This is a genomic window from Nonomuraea sp. NPDC003707, from assembly GCF_053587055.1.
The window spans coordinates 421212-438868 of sequence record NZ_JBSFNK010000005.1; the positions used below are offsets into that span (position 1 = coordinate 421212).

The 17657-nt window shown below is 70.0% G+C and carries 18 protein-coding genes; 8 read left to right on the forward strand and 10 right to left on the reverse strand.

What is annotated here, in order from left to right:
- Nucleotides 1-52 precede the first annotated feature (52 nt).
- The gene (locus ACWDRB_RS15875) at nucleotides 53-1165 is read left to right on the forward strand and encodes a D-alanyl-D-alanine carboxypeptidase family protein (protein ID WP_449894366.1); all 1113 of its coding nucleotides are present in this window, start codon (nucleotides 53-55) and stop codon (nucleotides 1163-1165) included.
- Here ACWDRB_RS15875 and ACWDRB_RS15880 read toward each other — a convergent pair.
- Complete coding sequence (locus ACWDRB_RS15880; protein WP_449894368.1) at nucleotides 1154-2116, reverse strand: YihY/virulence factor BrkB family protein; 963 nt, start codon at nucleotides 2114-2116, stop codon at nucleotides 1154-1156. The genes ACWDRB_RS15875 and ACWDRB_RS15880 overlap by 12 nt on opposite strands.
- A gap of 44 nt (nucleotides 2117-2160) precedes the next feature.
- Complete coding sequence (locus ACWDRB_RS15885) at nucleotides 2161-3441, reverse strand: amidohydrolase family protein (protein ID WP_449894371.1); 1281 nt, start codon at nucleotides 3439-3441, stop codon at nucleotides 2161-2163.
- A gap of 61 nt (nucleotides 3442-3502) precedes the next feature.
- Here ACWDRB_RS15885 and ACWDRB_RS15890 point away from each other — a divergent pair, with 61 nt between their 5' ends.
- Nucleotides 3503-4006, forward strand: a complete 504-nt coding sequence (locus ACWDRB_RS15890; protein WP_350731282.1) for a MarR family winged helix-turn-helix transcriptional regulator — start codon at nucleotides 3503-3505, stop codon at nucleotides 4004-4006.
- A 7-nt stretch (nucleotides 4007-4013) separates the two neighbouring features.
- Here the strand turns inward: ACWDRB_RS15890 and ACWDRB_RS15895 are convergent, their stop codons facing one another.
- Entirely contained in the window at nucleotides 4014-4880 is an 867-nt protein-coding gene (locus tag ACWDRB_RS15895; RefSeq protein WP_449894373.1) for a haloalkane dehalogenase, read from the reverse strand.
- A 93-nt stretch (nucleotides 4881-4973) separates the two neighbouring features.
- Here ACWDRB_RS15895 and ACWDRB_RS15900 point away from each other — a divergent pair, with 93 nt between their 5' ends.
- From ACWDRB_RS15900 to ACWDRB_RS15910, 3 genes are all read left to right on the forward strand, one after another.
- The gene (locus tag ACWDRB_RS15900) at nucleotides 4974-5447 is read left to right on the forward strand and encodes a MarR family winged helix-turn-helix transcriptional regulator (protein ID WP_449894375.1); all 474 of its coding nucleotides are present in this window, start codon (nucleotides 4974-4976) and stop codon (nucleotides 5445-5447) included.
- A 71-nt stretch (nucleotides 5448-5518) separates the two neighbouring features.
- On the forward strand, nucleotides 5519-6709 hold the full coding sequence (locus tag ACWDRB_RS15905) for a helix-turn-helix domain-containing protein (protein WP_449894377.1): 1191 nt from the start codon (nucleotides 5519-5521) through the stop codon (nucleotides 6707-6709).
- A 77-nt stretch (nucleotides 6710-6786) separates the two neighbouring features.
- On the forward strand, nucleotides 6787-6981 hold the full coding sequence (locus ACWDRB_RS15910) for a hypothetical protein (protein ID WP_397371125.1): 195 nt from the start codon (nucleotides 6787-6789) through the stop codon (nucleotides 6979-6981).
- Between the two features lie 83 nt (nucleotides 6982-7064).
- Here ACWDRB_RS15910 and ACWDRB_RS15915 read toward each other — a convergent pair whose 3' ends face one another.
- From ACWDRB_RS15915 to ACWDRB_RS15925, 3 genes are all read right to left on the reverse strand, one after another.
- Complete coding sequence (locus tag ACWDRB_RS15915) at nucleotides 7065-7883, reverse strand: alpha/beta fold hydrolase (RefSeq protein WP_449894380.1); 819 nt, start codon at nucleotides 7881-7883, stop codon at nucleotides 7065-7067.
- Between the two features lie 122 nt (nucleotides 7884-8005).
- Nucleotides 8006-9592 carry an MDR family MFS transporter gene (locus ACWDRB_RS15920; protein ID WP_449894382.1) on the reverse strand — a complete coding sequence of 529 codons (1587 nt, stop codon included), beginning with the start codon at nucleotides 9590-9592 and terminating at the stop codon, nucleotides 8006-8008.
- Nucleotides 9593-9708: 116 nt separating this feature from the next.
- A complete protein-coding gene (locus tag ACWDRB_RS15925; RefSeq protein ID WP_449894384.1) occupies nucleotides 9709-10380 on the reverse strand; it encodes a sulfotransferase family protein in 672 nt (223 codons plus the stop codon).
- 184 nt (nucleotides 10381-10564) lie between these two features.
- Between ACWDRB_RS15925 and ACWDRB_RS15930 the strand changes: the two genes are divergently transcribed.
- Nucleotides 10565-11182 carry a TetR/AcrR family transcriptional regulator gene (locus ACWDRB_RS15930; RefSeq protein ID WP_397371121.1) on the forward strand — a complete coding sequence of 206 codons (618 nt, stop codon included), beginning with the start codon at nucleotides 10565-10567 and terminating at the stop codon, nucleotides 11180-11182.
- Nucleotides 11183-11374: 192 nt separating this feature from the next.
- Here ACWDRB_RS15930 and ACWDRB_RS15935 read toward each other — a convergent pair whose 3' ends face one another.
- On the reverse strand, nucleotides 11375-11575 hold the full coding sequence (locus ACWDRB_RS15935) for a hypothetical protein (protein WP_397371120.1): 201 nt from the start codon (nucleotides 11573-11575) through the stop codon (nucleotides 11375-11377).
- Nucleotides 11572-12180 (reverse strand): hypothetical protein, encoded by a 609-nt coding sequence (locus ACWDRB_RS15940; RefSeq protein WP_449894388.1) that lies wholly within the window; start codon nucleotides 12178-12180, stop codon nucleotides 11572-11574. The genes ACWDRB_RS15935 and ACWDRB_RS15940 overlap by 4 nt, the downstream gene beginning before the upstream one ends.
- A 249-nt stretch (nucleotides 12181-12429) precedes the next feature.
- On the opposite strand from ACWDRB_RS15940, the gene ACWDRB_RS15945 reads away from it, so the two are divergent.
- Nucleotides 12430-13974, forward strand: coding sequence for an alpha/beta hydrolase (locus ACWDRB_RS15945; protein ID WP_449894390.1), 1545 nt, complete (start codon nucleotides 12430-12432; stop codon nucleotides 13972-13974).
- Nucleotides 13975-14282: 308 nt separating this feature from the next.
- Here the strand turns inward: ACWDRB_RS15945 and trpS are convergent, their stop codons facing one another.
- Nucleotides 14283-15287, reverse strand: coding sequence for a tryptophan--tRNA ligase (gene trpS, locus ACWDRB_RS15950; RefSeq protein ID WP_350731256.1), 1005 nt, complete (start codon nucleotides 15285-15287; stop codon nucleotides 14283-14285).
- Nucleotides 15288-15301: 14 nt separating this feature from the next.
- Nucleotides 15302-16615 (reverse strand): hemolysin family protein, encoded by a 1314-nt coding sequence (locus ACWDRB_RS15955; RefSeq protein WP_449894393.1) that lies wholly within the window; start codon nucleotides 16613-16615, stop codon nucleotides 15302-15304.
- Between the two features lie 86 nt (nucleotides 16616-16701).
- Here ACWDRB_RS15955 and galE point away from each other — a divergent pair, with 86 nt between their 5' ends.
- Nucleotides 16702-17652, forward strand: coding sequence for a UDP-glucose 4-epimerase GalE (gene galE, locus ACWDRB_RS15960; protein ID WP_350731252.1), 951 nt, complete (start codon nucleotides 16702-16704; stop codon nucleotides 17650-17652).
- The last annotated feature ends 5 nt before the right edge of the window (nucleotides 17653-17657 follow it).

A 17657-nucleotide genomic window follows, 5' to 3' on the forward strand; every position in this document is an offset into this window, starting at 1 on the left:
CGGGGGATGTGTCGCCACATGGGCATTCACTCGAAGCTACGCTGAGACCGCCATGTGGACGAAACTCGTGCCGGTCACGGCACTCATCGCCTCGGTCTCGCTCACCGGCGGGACCGCATATGCCGCTCCGACGACACCGGTCGGGGGTGAGGCGCTGGGCAGCCGCGGCCTGGTGACGCCCGAGGGCGTCAAGGAACCGCCCAAAACCCAGGCTACGTCGTACGTCGTCGCGGACGTGGACACGGGTGAGGTGCTCGCGGCCAAGGACCCTCACGGGCGCTACCTGCCGGCCAGCACGCTCAAGACGCTGACCGCGCTCACGCTCATTCCCAAGCTCGACAAGGACCGCAGGATCCGGCCCAGCGAGAACGCCTGCAACCAGGAGGGCACGGCGGTCGGCCTGTCGGTCAAGGCGACGTACAAGATCGACGACCTGTTCAGGGCGCTGATGATGTCGTCGGGGAACGACGCGGCCATGGCCCTGGCCGAGACGAACGGCGGCGTCGCCAAGACCATGAGCGACATGAATGCCACGGCCAAGCAGTTGCAGGCGTACGACACCGTGGCCAAGACGCCCAGCGGGCTGGACAAGCCGGGGCAGAGCAGCTCGGCGTACGACCTGGCGCTGATCGCCCGCGCCGGCCTCGCCAATCCCGCTTTCCGTGGATATATCAGTACGAAGACGTCCAAGTTCCCCGCGCCCAAGGGCTACTACGAGATCAGCAACCACAACAAGCTGCTCTGGCGCTACAAGGGCATGATCGGCATCAAGAACGGCTGGACCTCGAAGGCCCTGGGCAGCTTCGTCGGCGCGGCCACCCGCGACGGGCACACGATCGTCGTGAGCATCATGCGGCACGAGGGGTATTTCTGGGAGGAGGTGGCCAAACTGCTCGACTGGGGCTTCTCGGTCAGGGGCAAGGTCCAGCCGGTCGGCCGGCTCGTCGACCCGCTCCCGGCGGTCCAGGCCGCCCCGCGCTCCTCCGCTCCGCCGGCCTCCAAGGTCACGCCCGCGGCCCAGCCGCCGCTGCTGGACACGGCCGCCTCCAAGCAGACCGACTCCACGAAGATGATCGGATCCGTGGTGATCGGCGGAGGGCTGCTGTTCGGGCTGGTCTGGCTCGGATTCGGCATCCGCCGCCGGCGCGGCCGCTCAGGCTCCTGACGTGCCCTCGCGCACGGCCCAGCCGTCCGGGTTCCAGGACGGGACCGGGGTCGGAGAAGGCGGCGGGCAGCGGCCGGCGGTGGCCGTCCAGGCGGCGACGTAGAGCACGAGCCTGGCCGAGAAGTTGATCCAGACGAGCAGCCCGACGATGACGGCGAACGTCCCGTAGATCGGGTTGCTCAGCGTCTGCCCGAGCAGCAGCGTCGCCGCCTGCTTGAGCGCCCCGAACCCGATCGCGCCCAGCAGCGCCCCCCTGGCGATCAGCCGGAACGGCCGGGTCGGCCGGTCCACCCACCCGAGCAGGATCAGGAACAGCAGCCAGTCGGCCCCCACGCTCGCCACCACGCCCGCGAGCCGCAGCCCCCAGGTGGCCAGAGCCGACTCGCTCCCGAAGACGAACTGCATGACCTTGTCCGTGGCCGTGGTGGCGAACCCGGCGACCAGCACGGACGCGATCATCGTGACCCCGATCAGGAGGATCGAGGCCAGGTCGCGCAGCTTGCCGACGAGGAAGCCGAGCGGTGGCGCGGTGGTCATCGACATCTCGCGCAGGGCCCCCCGCAGCGCGTCCAGCGCGCCGAGCCCGGCGTAGAGCAGACCGAGCAGACCGATGACCCCGGCCGTCTGCCTGGCCGTGGCGATGGCGTCGAGGTTGAGCTGGGTGGCGATGCCGGGCAGCCGCTCGACGATCGCCTTCTCCAGCGCGTCCCTGGTGGCCTCGCTGGTCGCCACCACGAACCCGAGCACCGCGTACGAGAGCGCCACGAGCGGGAAGAACGACAGGAACGCGTAGTAGGTGACGGCGCCCGCCAGCGTGTCGCCGGACTGGTGCTGGTACCGCCGCACCGCCCTGATCGCGTGGTCCAACGCCGGACGCCGTTCCCGCCAGCGTGTCACCTTGCGGCGGCCCCGGGCCTTGACCGCCTCGATCCGCTTCATCACGCTCGCCATCACGCGCCTCCTGGGGACCCACTACCCCGGCGCCGGGGCGACGATCAGGGGTTCGCCACCATATCCGCGGATTCGATCAGTGTGGAGAGGACCGCCGCCACGTCGTGGTGGAGCAGCCGCCCGTCACGCTTGACCACCCGGCCCCCGACCAGCACGGTGTCCACGGCGCTGGTGTCGGCGTTGAGCACGACGGCGCCGATCGGGTCGTGCGCCGCGGCCATGCCGAACGTGTCCGTACGCAGCAGCACGAGGTCGGCCTGCTTGCCCGGCCGCAGCGAGCCGATGACGTCGGCGAGGCCCAGCACCTGGGCGCCCTCGATGGTGGCCATGCGCAGCGCGTCGCGGGTGGTGAAGCCCATCCCGGCGCCGTCGGGGCGGCCGCGTTCGAGCAGGTGGACCGCCCGCATCAGGCTGAACAGGTCCCCCGGCGCGCAGACCACGGTGTCCGCGCCGAGGCCGGTCGGGATCCCCGCCGCCCTCAGCCGGCCGGTGGCGGGGTAGCCGAGGCCGAGGTTCATCTCGTCCACGGGGGCGAGCGAGGCGGTGCCGCCGGCGGCCGCGATGCGCCGGAGCGCCTCGTCGGTGTAGTGCAGCGCGTGCACGAAGGTCGTGGGGGTGGCCAGGAGGCCGTTGGCCTCCAGGAACGCGAGCCCGCGCTCGGCGCTCTCCGGGCCGTGGCCGCCCAGGTGCGCGGTGACGGGAAGGCCGAGCTCGGCCGCCACGCGCCACTCCTCGAGCGAGCGCTCCTCCCCCACGATCTCCGGGCCGAGCGCCGCGACCACCATCGTGACCAGCCCGGACGAGCAGAAGAGCGAGTCGTGGACCCGCCGGGTCTCCTTGGTCAGTTCGTCGGAATCGCCGCCGTAGCAGTAGCCGAACACGGCCCGGATGCCCGACTCACCCAGCCCCCGCACGGCCGCGTCGGTGTGCTCCGGGCTGAACTGGACGTGCGACCAGTCGAGCAGCGTGGTGATGCCCGCGTCCAGGCACTCCAGCGCGCCCGCGAGGTTGCCCGCGTAGACGTCCTGGGGGCGGTGGCGGGGTGCGAGCTCGGTGAGGACCCGCCGCAGGTAGGTGTCGAACGTGATGTCGGTCGCGACGGCCCTGATGCCCGCCTGCCAGGTGTGGCGGTGGGTGTCGACGAAGCCGGGGAGCACGATCCGCCCGGTCGCGTCGATCACCTCCGCACCCGGGACGTCCGGCAGGCCGGGGCCCACTTCGGCGATGAGGCCGTCCTCGATCCGCACGTCCACCTGACCCAGCACGACGGGCTCGGGCTCGGTGTCCACGACGACGCCGTTCTTGATCAAGATCGTAGATGTCATGGCCGAAAGCTTAGTAAGAAGCTTTTCAGAAAGCAATATTGTGACAGGTATCCTCGATGGCGTGACACACGATGAGGTCGACGCGCTGGTCCCCCGCTGGAAGGACGCGGGCCTGTCGCCGTCGCTCATCGCCGCCCTGGAGCTCAGCAAGCGGACGGCGCGGCTCCATCTGCTGTTCGATCAGGTGATCAAGGCCGAGCTGGCCGAGCTGGGGCTGACGTATGCCGAGTTCGACGTGCTGGCCGCTCTCAGCCGGGCGCCGGCGTACCGGATGAAGCCGAGCGAGCTGTCGAAGGCGCTGTTCCTGACGTCGGGCGGGATCAGCAACGTGCTGCAGCGGCTGGCGGCGGCGGGATACGTCGAGCGCGAGGCCGACGCGGGCGACGCGCGCAGCCGCTGGGTGCAGCTCACCGAAGAGGGGCAGCGCGTGGCGGAGGCCGCGCTGGTGGCCTCGGGGCGGGCGACCGAGGAGGTGGCGGGCGGGATCCCGGACGAGGTCGTGCGCGAGGCGGCCGACGCGCTGCGCGAGGTCCTCTCCCGCCTCGGCCGCCGCCGCTTCCGCTGACCTCCGCTCAGGACGTGCTCGCGCGCCACCCGTGGCGGGCCGCCCAGCCGGCGATCGCGGCGGCGATGGCCTCCGGCTGGTCCTCGGAGGCGTGATGGCCGGCCGGGCCGCAGTGCTCGACCTCCAAGGCGGCCATGTTCGCGGCGCACCAGGCGGCCGCCTCGGGCCCGATCAGCAGCGTCGGGGAGGAGTCGAAGGTCAGCAGCAGCTTGGGCACGTCAGAGCCGGCCGCGAGCCACTTCCCGTAACCCTCGACCCGCTCGGCCACGTCGGCGGGCTCGCCGTCCAGCGGCAGGGACCGCGCCCACTCCAGCAGCGGCCGCCTGCTCTCCCTGGTGGGGTACGGCGCCCGGTACGGCTCCTTCTCCTCCTCGCTCAGGCTCGTCAGCACGCCGCCCGAGAACGCCGTCTCCACGAGGAAGTTCTGGTCGAGCGCCAGCGCCTCCCCCTGGGCGCTCCGCAGCATCTCGGCGCGGGCACGCGGGGCCTCGCCCAGGTCGCTCCAGCTCATCGTGCGGACGATGCTCTCCATGAACGCCACCCCCCGGACCCGCTCCGGGTGACGGGCGGCCCAGTCGAACGCGAGCGCGCCACCCCAGTCGTGCCCGACGAGCACCACTTCCTCAAGCCCGAGCGCGTCGAACCACGCGTCGAGGTAACGGGCGTGGTCGCCGAACCGGTAGGGAATGTCCGGCTTCCCCGAGCGCCCCATGCCGATGAGGTCGGGGGCGAGCAGGCGGCCGTCCAACCCTCGCAGCACCTTCCGCCACGCATGGGACGAGGCCGGGTTCCCGTGCAGGAACACGAAGGGCAGGCCGGAGCCGCCGGAGTCCTCGAAGTACATGGTCGAGTCGAGCACGTCGATCGTCGGCATGACGGTTCTCATTTCGTAAGTGCGACTAACGTTTATGACACTAACGAACGTACATCGTTAGTGCCACTAACGCAAGGGACTATCATCGGGAGCATGACGGACGACCTCAGGGCCACCCCCGCAGCGCTCCGGCTCCTGCCGAGCCGGACGCTGTCGCTGGTCGCGATGCACGCCGACCGGCTGGTCAACGAGGGCCTGGCCGCCGTCGACGCCCGAAAGTGGCACTACGCGGCGCTCGTCGCGCTCCGCGAGGCGGGCCCGGTGAGCCAGGCCGAGCTGAGCAGGCGCACCGGCATCTACCGCAGCGACATGGTCGCCGTCATCAACGAGCTCGCGGAGCGCGGCTTCGTCGAGCGCGCCCCCGACCCCGCCGACCGCCGCCGCAACGTCATCACCCTCACCCCCGAGGGGATCCAGCAGGTACGACGGCTGCACACGCTCATCGCGAGCCTTCAGGACGAGCTGTTCGCCCCTTTGAGCCAACCGGAACGCGAGCAGTTGTCAGGTCTGCTGACCCGCCTCCTGGAGCATCACGCGCGCTCCGGCAGCTCCCCTGAGCAGGGCTGAATCCAGGACAGGCGATCTCCTGGAGCCCTAGCCTGTGGGATGTCGGGACCCACCCAGGAGGCCGCACGTCCATGTCCGAAATAGCCACCGGGCAGATGATCAGGCTCCAGCGCGAACGAAGGGGCATGAGCACCACCGCGCTGGCGACCCAGTCCGGCTGCACCCCCAGGCACATCGAGCTGATCGAGCACGGCAAACGAACCCCCTCGCTCCCCCTGCTGCGGGAGATCGCCAAAGTGCTGGGCGTACGCACCGCCGTGCTCTTGGGGGAGACCCCGCGCGACTCGCACGAGCCCAGCCGGCCGCAGATCAGCGACATCGAGCGGGCGTTGTTCACGTGGCGCTCGCTGGAGCCCGACATCGAGCCGCCCGACGCCGAACAGCTCTCCGAACGGGTGGCGGCGGCCCGCAGCGCCTGGTTCACCTCGGCGCACCGCTACTCGATCCTGATGGCGTCCCTGCCGTCCCTGATCTCCGACGCCGAGAACCTCGCGCTCGCGGACACGCCGCAGGCCCACCGCGTCGCGTCCGACGCGTACATGCTGGCCAGGGGGGTGCTCAAGCACCTGCGGCGGGTCGATCTCGCGCATCTGGCCGCGGACCGGGCCATGAGGTTCGCGGAGGAGTCGGGGGATCCGCTGATCCGGGCGTGGGCGTACTGGAGCCTGGGGCAGTCGATGTTGTCGGACGACATGCACCAGATCGCGTACGACGTGGGCCGGCGCGGCATCGAGATGCTGGAACCCCACGTCGCCGACGGCGACGACCGCCACGTCAAGGCGCTCGGCGCGCTGCACCTGCTGACCGCGATCGGCGCGGCGCGCGGGGGCGACGACGACGAGGCCAGGGAGATCGTCCGCGGGCCCGCGGCGCGGCTCGCTCAGCGCGTCGAGGACGGGGCCGACGTCTACGACCTGGCCTTCTTCGGGCCGACCAACGTCGCCATCCACATGGCCAGCATCGAGAACGACCTGGGGCGGCCGGAGGCGGTGCTGCAGATCGCCGACGACATCGACCTGCGGCACACGCCGTCCATCGAGCGGCGCGCCACCCACCTCAGCCAGGTCGCCCGCGCCTGCGAGGACGTGGGCGACGACGCCGCCAGCCTGCTCCACCTCCTGCGGATCGAGCGCGAATGCCCGGAGGAGCTGGACCACAAGCTGCTGCTGAGGGAGATGGTGCGGTCCCTGGCGCGGCGCGCGCGGCCGTCGTGGGCGCCGGAGGTCCGCTACCTGGCCGAGCGCCACGGCATCGCGAACTGAGAGTTCGGGCCGGATGAACGGGGAGTTCTGCGGCCGGAGTTCGTCACGGAGCGGGGTGTGGGTGACACGCTGTGTTCATGACCACAGCGCCGAGTGCCGAGTTCGTCATGGAACGACTGCTTCAGGAGGCAACGCGGGAGTTCCCCGGGTGGTCGTTCCAGCGGGATCGTTCAGGCTGGACCGCCACCCACGGGGACACCCGCCTCACCCGCCCCAGCCTGGCGGCCCTGCGCGCCCTGCTCCGGCTCCACCGCGGCACCCGCCGGGGCTGACCGGGCCATCGCAGCGGCCCGCCGAGACCTCGGCGACCCTTGAGCCTCGACTACCGGCCGGGACCTTCCGCGACTCCGGCACCTCAGCGACCGGGTCGGCCGAGCACCTTGGCTGCGAAGGCATCGATGACGGCGGCGACCTCACCGGGAGCCTTGGCGTGGGCGGCGTGCCCCTGCCCGCGCATCACCACCCGCTCCACCCGCGGCATCGCCCGCTCCAGCGCGTCGAGCCGCTCCCCGAGATGCGCCGGACTGCGATCACCGCCGAGCAGCACGGTGGGCACCTCGATCCCCGAGTAGGCGTCGAGCCGCACGCCGAGCGAGTCCATGCCCACGTTGTCCTCGATCTGCGACGGAACGAGCGCCCGCATCCTCGGCACCACCGTCACGAACACCCCGGCCAGTAACGCCACCCACGCGGGAACCCGCACGGAGCGCCGCAGGAAGACCCTCAACGCCTTCCCCGGCCGACCGGCCGCGATCGCCGCCCGAGCCCGCGCGTGCACCTCACCGTGCGGCCCGCCGAGCGGCACCCCGATCACGGTGGGCGGCTCGTACAGGACCGCCCCCGCGAACGCCGACGGGTCGGCCACCAGGGCCTCCAGCGCGATCACGGCACCCGAGGAATGCCCGACGAGCACCATCGGCCCGCCACCCAGCGCCGCCACCACGGCCAGGACGTGCTCGACCTCCTGAGCGACCATGCAGGAGGCGCCGTCGAGATCGAGCCGGTACCGCCGCCGGTGCAGCCGCACGACCCGGTAGCCCGCGGCGAGCCGCGCGGCCACCTCCCGCCAGGACGAGCCGTCGTCGAGGCCGGGATGGAGAACGAGAACGATCGGCCCCTGCCCCTCATCGACAGCCCGCGCCTCGGTCCCGTCGGCCGTCATCACGCTGATCATCAGCCGCCCCCTTAGCGTCGCTAAGGCAAATTTAGCACCGCTAAGGCCGCATGACTACTGGGTGCCGCATCGCCTCGCTGTCGTGGGCGTTGCCTGGTGCCGGCCGGTGGCGGCGGATGGCCTCACCTACCGGCCGCGACCGGCTCGGTGTCGGGGCTGGCAGCCGGTGCGGCGGCGCTGCGCAGTGGGACCTGGCGGATGAACAGGGCCAGGATGACGCCGACGGCGGTCACCGCCGCGCCCCAGGTGAACAGGGTGGTGATGCCGTCGGTAACGGCTTGCTGGAACAGGTGCCGGGCTGCTTCGGGCAGGGCACGCAGCGCTTGCGGGGTCATCGAGACGGCGGAGGCGGCCACGCCCTGCCCGGCCGGCCCGGCGGCTGCCAGGGAGTCGGCCAGTTGGCTGGTGTAGACGGCGCCGAGCAGGGAGACGCCGAGCGAGCTGCCCATGTTGCGCAGGAAGGTCGACACCCCGGTGCCTGCGCCCATGTCGCGCAGGTCGAGGCTGTTCTGGGCGATGAGGGTGCTGGTCTGCATCAGCGCGCCCATGCCGGCGCCGAGGACCACCATGTAGAGGGCCGTCATCGTGGTGGTGGTGTCGAGGCCCACGGTGGCGAACAGTGCCAGGCCGACGGTGACGAGGATGGAGCCGATGATGGGCAGCGATTTGTAGTGCCCGGTCTTGCTGATCAGTGAGCCACCGGCCAGGCTGACGACCATCGCGGCGATCATCATGGGCATGAGCAGCAGGCCGCTGTTGGTGGCCGAGGAGCCCTGGACGAACTGCTGGAACTGCGGCAGGAAGCCCGTGGCGCCGAACATGGCGAAACCCGAGATGAAGGCGACGGCACCGGCGAGGGAGAAATTGCGGCTCTTGAAGACTCGCAGCGGCATGATCGGCTCGGCTGCCCGCCGCTGGACGATCACGAAGGCGACGAACCCGGCCAGTGCCAGCGCCGCCAGGCCAAGGATCTGCGGCGAGCTCCAGTCATACTGGGTGCCGCCCCAGCTGGTGATGAGCACCAGCGCGGTGATCCACACTGTCAGCAGCGCGGTGCCCCACCAGTCGATCACGGCCTTGCCGGTGCCCTTGGGCAGCTTGGCCAGGGTGATCCAGCACAGGACCAGGGTGATGGCGCCGAGCGGCAGGTTGACGTAGAAGGCCCAGCGCCAGCTCAGGTTGTCGGTGATGAAGCCGCCGATGAGCGGGCCACCGATCATCGCCACCGGCATGGCGGCCATCATCACGCCCTGGTACTTGCTGCGGTCCCGCGGCGGGATCATCTCACCGATGATCGACAGCACGCCGACCATCAGGCCGCCCGCTCCCAGGCCCTGCAGCGCGCGGAAGCCGATCAGCTGCGCCATGTCCTGTGACATCCCGCACAAGACCGAGCCGAGCAGGAAGAGCGCCACGGCGGCGACGAAGACGATGCGCCGGCCGTACAGGTCGCCGAGCTTGCCCCAGATCGGCGTGGCCACGGTGGAGGCCAGGACGTAGCCGGTGGTCACCCACGCCAGGTGGTTCAGGCCGCCCAGATCACCGACGATGGTCGGCAGCGCAGGGGCGACGATCATGTTGTCCAGCATCGCCAGCATCATGGCGATGACCAGACCGCTCATGGTCACGAGGATCTGGCGATGGCTGAACCCCAGTCCGGCCTGCTGCCCCGCCACCGGGGGACTCGTCGCGCCGTCTCCTGCCATCATTGCGCTCCCATCGATGCAATAGAACTTACCGGTCGGTCGGCAAGCTTACTTGCTAACCGGCCGGTAAGCAATTGCACGACTGTCCCTCCTCGCCGGCATCTGACGCGGCGCCGAGGTCATTGCCCGCCGAGGTCGCTCATCCGGGCCCGCATGTCGGCTGTGGTGTTCTCGTGCGGGAACGGCTCGTCGGGAACCGGTAGGTCGAGTGCGGCGCACAAGGGCTGCCAGCCGTCGGCCGGCTGCCATTCCAGCAGCCGGTGCGCCGGCACGGTGGCGCGGACCTCAGCGAGGTGCCGCTCGTAGGCCGCGACGACCTTGTCGCGGTCGTGGGGGTCGCCGAACGCGCCGCCGAACAGGGCCCGGATCATCTCCTCCATGGCGCGGGCCTGCTCGGGGGTGCCACTGGCGTCCATCGGCGGCCGCGCGCCGGCGAAGTCGCCACGCGTCAGGCGGCGCGCCCCTTCCAGCACCGTCCGGTCCATGCTCTGGTACCAGCGCTCGGCGCTTTCCCGCCGGGACAGCAGCACCAGCGCGTCCGGGAACTCGGCGGACAACTCCCGCCAGAACCACGACACCGGCCAGTCCACCCCGGCGGCGTATCCTGCGAGGAATCGCTGCCAGTCAGGCATGACACCCGCGCAGGCGTCGCGCCAGACCGCGGCGTCGTCCGGCCGCCCGAACAGGTCCTGCATGTGGTAGCAGGGCGCCCCGAGCAGCCGTTCCAACGCCGCCTTCAGCGACGTCGTCCCCGTACGCGGAAATCCCGCTCCCACAACTCGCAAACTCATGCCGGCCCTTCCTTCCTCGATCATGGCGATTCCAGTCGCCTCCGGCTGGGCCAGGTCATCGAACACCCCAGCTCCGCCCCGGAGGTGATTGCCTACCGGCCGGCTAGCAAGCTACTTGCTGACCGGCCGGTAAGCAAGTGGGTGTAGACTTTCCGGAGAGCTGAGCCTGGGAGCAAGAAGAGCGATGTCAAAGACGGAACAGGCGACGGCCCCGCGACGCAAGGGCAGCCAGACGCGGGCTGAGATCCAGCAGGCCGCGCTGTCGCTGTTCACCGAGCGCGGCTACGACGCCACCTCGATGCGCGAGATCGCCGAACAGATCGGCATCACCAAGGCGGCGCTCTACTACCATTTCGACAGCAAAGAGGCGATCATCCTCAGCCTCTTCCAAGACAACATGCGCGCCCTCGACGACCTCCTGGACTGGGCCGCAGGCCAGGCGCTCACCCCGGAGCTGTCCTCCGAATTCCTGGGCCGCTGGATCGCTCTGAGCGGCATACGGGGGCTGCGGGTCATGCGGTTCGCCGCCGCCAACCATGCCACCCTGCGCAAGGTGATGCCGCTGCGGGACGGTGGCCCGCTGGAACGGATAGGCAGGGCCACACAGCTCCTCCTCGGCCCCGACGCGCCGCTGACCGACCGGCTGCGCGTCCGGATGGCCCTGCTCAGTGTGCACAACGCCGTGCTGGCCGCCCAGGGCACCGAGGCCACGGACGACGACATCCTCGCCATCGCCACGCAAGCGGCGACGCTGCTGGTCGGCGATCTGTTCCCGGCGCCGCGGCTCCCCGTCCCCGAGTAGGCACGCAGAAGGTGGCGACCAGTTGTTCGATCTCTGGCGCCACTCCGGCGACCCGCACGCCGGCCTACCTCGCTCTTCGGGCGTGAAGTCGTCGAACAATGCCGCCGCCGATGGTGATGGTCCGAGCTCACCCGCGTGGGAAGCGCCCGTGCTGCGTGAAGTACTGCCAGGAGACGTTGGTCAGCGGCACCCCTACTGCTCGTCCGGTGGTGAATCCTCCGCGGTTCGCAGGTGTGCCGCGTCCTGGTACGCCCGGACCACGGCGGCGATCATGGCGAGCAGCGCGACGGCGGGCGCGACGAGCCAGCCGATCTCCCCGGAGACGTACCAGGCGGGAATCAGCTGCGCGGCAGCCAGGTAGACCCAGAAGCCGGGCGTTCCGGGGACTCTCAAAACCGGCTCTCCCATACGTACCAGGGGCCCCGGATATGCGTGTATCCGGTGTGGGACTCGTCCGGCGGCTCACCGCCGGGGCTCCACGCGAAGCCGTACCCATCGAGGAACCCTGTGCCGCTCACCAGGAACCGAGCCCCGCCCTCGATCCGCTCGATCGACGTCAACGGGTAGAGCCCCGCCCATTGGTCGTCGTGCCCGCCGGCCTCGTCCCCCGAGGCGACCGTCCGGGCGAGCTGCTCCAGGCTCGCCTCCGATAACGCGAACCGGGCAGCGAACGGCAGGTCGGTATACACCAGGCCGATCACGGCCACCCCGATGACCGGCGCGCACGCCCAGCGCAGCCAGTGCCGTCGCAGCCCGGCGCGGCCGTCCGAACGCAGCAGGCCCACCAGGAACCGGGCGGTCCAGACGACGACCGTGGCGAGCCCCAGCAGCAAGCCCGTCAACACCAGCGGGAAGGGACCGCCGCCCGGCAGGCTCCAGTGGTTCAGGATGATCAGCGCGAGCAGGACGACCAGGGGAAGCAGCGCCTTGCCAGGCGGACCGATCAGGATTCGGGTGAGCTCCGGTAAGGGAGGTTGCGCGGAGGCATCGTCGGACACGCCGCGAGCGTATCGCGGCGTGCCCGCTACAACGTGGGAGAAGCTACTGGCCCGGGTGGAAACGCACAGCCTGGGCGAGTCCGCCGCCAGGCGCTAGGCGCCCGACCTTTGATGAGAATCGATACCTCCGGAATGAATGGAAACCGGTGCATAGGACCAAAGACCCAGTGCCGTCGTCCTCGCGAAGGAGTCGCCGGTCCATACTTGCGCCCGATTCACAGTTGTCCGGAGGCCGTTGAAGATCAGAGCATGCGAAGACTCACCGCATTGTTGTTAGGACTCATTTCGCCGCTCGCCTTACTCACGCCGGTCTCGGCCGCCACCACGCAGGCCGCGCAGCCACGGGACACGATCTCGTGGACGCCGTGTCCGGAGGAGCCGGCCGTCGAATGCGGAACGCTCACCGTGCCCATCGACTGGAACCAGCCGTCGAGCGGCACGTTCGAGGTTGGTGTGGCCCGCCGCAAGGCCACCGATCCCGCCGCCAGGATCGGCGCGCTCGTGCTGGGAGCGGGCGGCCCGGGAGGATCCGGGGTGCGGCTGGTCTTCGGCAGCCCGCACACGTTCAGTCCCGAGATCCTGCGCCGCTTCGACATCGTCGGCCTCGACCCGCGGGGCACCAACCGCAGCCACCCCGTGGTCTGCTCCACGGACGTGATGATGCAGGCCCCGGATCCGCTCCTGAAGAGCCAGGCCGACTTCGACCGGATGCTGGCCTACAACGACCGCCTGCGTGCCGACTGCCGGGCCCGTACCGGCCCGCTCTTCGACCACGTCGACTCGCTCAGCACCGCGGCCGACCTCGACGCCTTCCGCGCCGCGCTCGGCGAGGAGAAGCTGACCTTCTGGGGCGGCTCCTACGGCACCCTCCTCGGCCAGCTGTACGCCGAGCGTTACCCGTCGCGGGTCCGCGCCTTCGTGCTCGACAGCACGATGGACCACAGCCTGGACACGCGGGGTTTCATGGACACGGAGACCTGGGGCGCGCAGGACGCCTTCAACGAGTTCGTGGCCTGGTGCGACCGCGACAGCCGCTGCGTCCAGCACGGCAAGGACGTCAGATCGATCTGGAAGGGGCTGCTGGAGCGCGCCGACCGCGGCGAACTGCCCGTCCCGGGAGAGCCGGACACCAAGGTGACCGCGTTCATGCTGATCCGCGAGGCCCTGGGCGCCTTCTACGATCCGGCCAACTGGCAGCCGCTCTCCCAGCTGCTCGCCGATCTGGAGGCCGGCGAGACCCCGCGCCCGGGCGCGCTCCCCTTGGCGATCGACCGGACGCAGGAGGTCAGCCCCAACCCGTTCCAGGTCTTCTGCCTGGACTTCCGGCTGCCCGTACGCGACTACCGGGAGTTCGGCAAGCACCTGCGCCGCCTGGCGAAGATCGCGCCCGACATGCGTTACAGCCCGCTGGCGATCGGTCCGGTCATCTCGTGCCTCGGCCAGCCGGACCCGATCCCCAACCCGCAGCACCGCCTGAAGGTGCGGACGAACACGCCGCTGCTGGTCCTCAACTCCCTGCACGACCCGGCTACCGTCTATCCGTGGGCGCTCAGCACGACCCAGCAGCTGGGCCGGTCGGGCCGGCTGCTCACGTACGAGGGTTGGGGTCACATCGCCTACGGGCGTGGAGCCTGCACCACGGGGGCCGTCGACACCTACCTGATCTCGCGGACCCTCCCGGCGCCGGGGACCCGTTGCCCGGCTGTCCCACCTGCCGAGGTCCAGACGTTCAGGGAGCCCGTCTCCCCGCTGCCCGGAACGCCTGGCTGGATGTCTTCCGGCCTTTTCAACTGATCTTCGGGTGATCTCGTGATGAGGGGTGGCTCGTGCGCGTACGAGCCACCCCTCTGTCGACTGTCACGCAGAGCAGGGAACGCCGATGTGGAACGGCCGGCGGCGGCTGAGCGCTGTTGGTCAGCGGCCTGGTGGTACGAAGCTCATAGAGGTGCCCGTGCCCCCATGGTCGACGAACCGCGCTCGGGAGATAGCGCGGCCGAAGGCCGCCCCGAGGAAGGCAGCCCGAGCGACAGCGAGGACCGCTCGGGGTGGGCTCCAGGAGGCCCACCCGGTAACCGGGCAACGGGTGGGTGGAGCCGCGCGACCTACAGCGTGGGCAGGAAGCCGACCTTGTCACGAACTTCGGCCATGGTCTGCTTGGCCACCGCCGCGGCGCGCTCGGCGCCGATGGCGAGCAGGCGGTCGAGCTCGGCCTCGTCCGACAGCAGCTTCTCCGTGCGCTCCCTGATGGGCGTGAACGTGTCCGCCACCGCCTCCGCCACGTCCTTCTTGAACGTGCCGTACCCCTGCCCCTCGTAGCGGGCCACGAGGTCGGGGATGGGGGTGCCGGTCAGGGCCGACTGGATGCGGAGCAGGTTGGAGATGCCCGGCTTGTTCTCCTCGTCGAACAGCACCTCCGAGCCCGTGTCCGTGACCGCCCGCATGACCTTCTTGCGCAGCGGGCCGGGCTGCTCCAGGACGTCGAGGATGCCGGCGGGGCTCGAGGAGGACTTCGACATCTTCGCCGTGGGGTCCTGGAGGTCGGTGATCTTCTCGACCTCCTTGAGGATGTACGGCTCGGGCAGCGTGAACGTGTCGCCGAAGCGGTGGTTGAAGCGCTGGCCCAGATCGCGGGTGAGCTCCAGGTGCTGCTTCTGGTCGGCGCCCACCGGGACCCGGTTGGCCTGGTAGAGCAGGATGTCGGCGGCCTGCAGGATCGGGTAGGTGAAGAGGCCGACGCTGGCCGCGCTCTCCCCGAACTTGGCCGACTTGTCCTTGAACTGGGTCATCCGGCCCGCCTCGCCCATGCCGGTGAGGCAGATCAGGATCCAGGCGAGCTCGGTGTGCTCACGTACGTGCGACTGCACGAAGACCGTGGACTGCTCCGGGTCGAGGCCCGCGGCGAAGAGCTGGGCGGCGGCGACGCGAGTGCGGCGGCGCAGCGCGGCGGGCTCGGTCGGCACGGTGATCGCGTGGAGATCGACCACGCAGTAGAAGGCGTCGTGGGTCTCCTGCAGAGCAACCCACTGACGGACGGCACCCAGGTAGTTGCCCAGGTGGAAGGAGTCCGCTGTGGGCTGGATGCCGGAGAGTACACGAGGTCTGGCCATAGCACGTAATTGTGTCAGGAATCTTGCTCGGGCGGCGACTCGACCGCCGGGCCGCGTTTCACTCTCACCCTGGCGATACGGCGCCCGTCCAGCTCTGTGACAGTCATCTCAAAACCCGATATTTCCACCTTTTCCCCCACGACCGGCACATGCCCCAGCATCGCCATGACAAATCCGGCAAGCGTCTCATAAGGGCCGTCCGGCAATCGGATGCCGGTCTCGGTGGCGAAGTCGTTGAGGTTCGTGAGGCCGTCGATCTCGATCTCACCGGCGGGCAGGACCACGACGTCCTGCTCCTCGTCGTACTCGTCCCTGATGTCCCCGATCAGCTCCTCGACCAGGTCCTCCATGGTCACGATGCCCGCCGTGCCGCCGTACTCGTCCACCACGATCGCCAGGTGCTGGCCCTCGTCGCGCATCTCGTTCAACGTGCTGAGCAGCCGCTTCGAGGCAGGCACGAACTTGGCCGCGCGGATCGGCACCACCGCGCTGATCGGCTCGGTCCGCCCGGTGAGCTCGGGGTCCAGCAGGTCCCGTACGTGTACGAACCCGATGACCTCGTCGTACGTCTCCCGATAGACGGGGAAGCGCGAGTGCGGCAGCCCCGCCGCGAGGCGGGCCGCCTCGTCCAGCGGCGTCTCGGCGTCCATGAACTCGACCTCGGTACGCGGCAGCATCACCTCCCTGAGCTGCCGTTTCCCGGCCGCGAACACCTCGGCGATCAGCTTGCGCTCGTCGGCGGTGAGGTCGGTGTGCCCGACCACCATGTCACGCAGCTCCTCGGTGGTGACCTCTTCGCGGTCGGCCTCCGGATTGCCCCCGAGCAGCCGGACCACGAGGTCGGTGGACTTCGACAACATCCAGATGATCGGCCGCGACAGGGACGCGATCCGGTCGAGGAACGGCGCCACGTACAACGACAGCCCCTCGGCCCGCTGCAGCGCCAGGCGCTTGGGCGCCAGCTCGCCGAGCACGAGCGACACGTACGAGATCGCCAGCGTCACCAGCACGAGGCCGAGCACGGGGGCCACGGCCTTGGGCACCTGCCACTGCTCCAGCACGGGCACGAGCTGCGCGGCCAGCCGGTCGGCGCCGAACGCGGCCGACAACATGGTGGCGACGGTGACGCCGATCTGGACGGCGGACAGGAAGCGGTTGGGGTCATGGGCGAGTTTGGCCACCCGCTCGCCGCGGCGGCCCCGCTGGGAGAGCTTGCGGACCTGGCTTTCCCGGAGGGAGACCATGGCGATTTCGGCGGCGGCGAAGAACCCCCCGATCAGGATGAACACCAGAACCAGGGCGATGTTGGCCGCGAGGGTGTCAAACATGGTGGTTGGCAGCGTACTCGGCGGCCTTCGCGCGTATGCTGGGCGGCGAGCCGTACAAAATCCAACATATTTGAACAGGAGTACACATGAGGCTATTGGTCACCGGGGGTGCCGGATACGTCGGCAGTGTCGTGGCGGCGCAGCTCATCGAGGCAGGGCACGAGGTGACCGTACTCGACGACCTGTCAACCGGGCATCAGGACGCGGTGCCGGAAGGTGCCCGATTTGTCCAAAAAAGCATCACCGAGGCACATGACGTGCTCGACGGCATGGACGCGGTGCTGCACTTCGCGGCCAAGTCGCTGGTGGGCGAGTCGGTGGAGAAGCCGGGCCTCTACTGGGCGCACAACCTCGGCGGCACGCTGGCCCTGCTCGACGCCATGCGGGACAAGGGGGTGAGCAGGATCGTGTTCTCCTCGACCGCGGCCACGTACGGGGAGCCCGAGCGCTCCCCCATCGAGGAGGACGACCCCACGCGCCCGACCAACCCCTACGGCGCCTCCAAGCTGGCCGTCGACACCGCGCTGAGCGCGTTCGCGGCGATCCGCGGGCTGGGAGCGGTGAGCCTGCGGTACTTCAACGTGGCCGGCGCCTACGGCCGCTACCGCGAGCGGCACACGATCGAGACCCACCTCATCCCGAACGTCCTGAAGGTCGCGACCGGCGAGCGCGAGTCCGTGAGCGTCTTCGGCACCGACTACCCGACGCCCGACGGCACCTGCGTGCGCGACTACGTTCACGTGTCCGACCTGTCGCGGGCGCATCTGCTGGCGCTGGACGCCATCACGCCGGGCGAGCACAAGATCTACAACCTGGGCAGCGGCACCGGCTTCACCGTCCAGGAGGTGATCTCGGTCTGCCGCGAGGTCACCGGGCACGAGATCCCGGCCGTGGTCGCGGACCGGCGCCCCGGCGATCCCGCCGTGCTGGTCGCCTCGTCCGCCAGGATCCAGCGGGAGCTCGGCTGGAAGGCCGAACGACCCGCGCTGCGTGACATCGTTTCTGACGCGTGGGACGCGCTTTCCGCAAATGCGTGATGCCG